We start from the raw sequence: 1,998 nt of genomic DNA, 5'->3' as shown, positions 1-1,998 counted from the left end.
CGCATGTTCTCGAAGATCCTGATCGCGAACCGTGGCGAGATTGCCTGCCGCGTCATCAAGACGGCGCGCCGCATGGGCATCGGGACGGTGGCGGTCTATTCCGATGCCGACCGCGATGCGCTGCATGTCGAGATGGCGGACGAGGCGGTGCATATCGGCGCAGCCCCTGCCGCCGAATCCTATCTCCAGATCGACAAGATCATCGCCGCCTGTAAAGCAACGGGCGCCGAGGCCGTCCATCCCGGCTATGGCTTCCTCTCCGAGCGCGAGGCCTTCGCGAGGGCGTTGAAGGAGAACGGCATCGTCTTCATCGGCCCCAATCCCGGCGCCATCGCCGCGATGGGCGACAAGATCGAATCGAAGAAGGCGGCGGCCGCCGCCGAGGTCTCGACGGTTCCGGGCTATCTCGGCGTGATCGAGAACCCCGAGCATGCGGTCAAGATCGCCGACGAGATCGGCTATCCCGTGATGATCAAGGCCTCGGCCGGCGGCGGCGGCAAGGGCATGCGCATCGCCCATTCGGCCGGTGAGGTCGCCGAGGGCTTCGCCCGCGCCAAGTCGGAGGCGGCGTCCTCCTTCGGCGATGATCGCGTCTTCGTCGAAAAGTTCATCGTCGACCCTCGCCATATCGAGATCCAGGTGCTGGGCGACAAGCACGGCAACGTCATCTATCTGGGCGAGCGCGAATGCTCGATCCAGCGCCGCAACCAGAAGGTGCTGGAGGAGGCGCCGTCGCCGCTGCTCGACGAGGCGACGCGCCGCAAGATGGGCGAGCAGGCGGTCGCGCTAGCGAAGGCGGTGAACTACGACAGTGCCGGCACGGTCGAGTTCGTCGCCGGCCAGGACAAGTCCTTCTATTTCCTCGAGATGAACACCCGCCTGCAGGTCGAGCATCCGGTCACCGAGATGATCACCGGCATCGACCTGGTCGAGCAGATGATCCGCGTCGCCTATGGCGAGAGGCTCGCGATCTCGCAGGCCGACGTGAAGCTCAACGGTTGGGCGGTGGAGTCCCGCGTTTACGCCGAGGATCCGACCCGCAACTTCCTGCCCTCGACCGGCCGCCTTGTGACCTATCGTCCGCCGAGCGAAGGGCCGGATGGCGACGCCACCGTGCGCAACGACACCGGCGTGTTCGAGGGCGGCGAGATCTCGATCTATTACGACCCGATGATCGCCAAGCTCGTGACGCATGCGCCGACGCGCGAGGCGGCGATCAAGGCGCAGGCGCGCGCGCTCGATGCCTTCGCCATCGACGGCATCCGCCACAACATCCCGTTCGTCGCGGCGGTGATGCAGCATCCGCGCTGGATCTCCGGCAATCTCTCGACCGGCTTCATCGCCGAGGAGTTTCCGGAAGGCTTCTCGCTGCCGCAGCCGGAGGGCGAGATCGCCTTGCGCATGGCGGCGATCGCGATCGCCTGCGACCATCGCCTGAACAGCCGCAAGCGCCATGTCTCGGCGCAGATGGAGGGCTGGCGCAAGGTCGAGTTCGAGCGCACCCGCATCGTCTCGCTCGGGGCTGAGCGCTTCGAGGGCGAGGTCTCGGAGCAGGGTGGGGCGGTGACGATCACCTTCCCCGAGCGCAGCCTGACGATCGCCAGCGACTGGCGGCCGGGCGAGCCGGTCTGGCGCGGCACGCTCGATGGCGTCGCCATCGCGGCGCAGGTCCGGCCGATCCTCAACGGCGTTTCGCTCGGCCATGCCGGCGCCTATGCCGACGCTCATGTCTATACGCCGCGCGAGGCGGAGCTGGCGGCGCTGATGCCGGAGAAGGTCGCGGCCGACACCGGAAAAGTGCTGCTCTGCCCGATGCCGGGCCTGGTCAAGGCGCTGCTCGTCAGCGTCGGCCAAGAGGTCAAGGCCGGCGAGCCGCTCGCCATGGTCGAGGCGATGAAGATGGAGAACGTGCTGCGCGCCGAGAAGGACGTCACCATCGCCAAGATCCTGGCGAAGGAAGGCGACTCGCTGGCCGTCGACGCCGTCATCATGGAATTC

General features: G+C 67.0%; 1 protein-coding gene. It reads left to right on the top strand.

Features of this window, described 5'->3' with window-relative positions; all coding sequences use genetic code 11:
- Positions 1 to 3 precede the first annotated feature (3 nt).
- On the top strand, positions 4 to 1,998 hold a 1,995-nt coding region (locus tag ACQKLX_RS29825), incomplete at its 3' end, for an acetyl-CoA carboxylase biotin carboxylase subunit (RefSeq protein ID WP_427365174.1).

This window comes from Allobosea sp. NPDC003192 (assembly GCF_050275675.1).
In the GTDB taxonomy this organism is placed as follows: Bacteria; Pseudomonadota; Alphaproteobacteria; order Rhizobiales; family Beijerinckiaceae; genus Allobosea.
The sequence above is the reverse complement of the archived record's forward strand: the minus strand, read 5'-3'. Positions and strand labels throughout refer to the sequence as shown.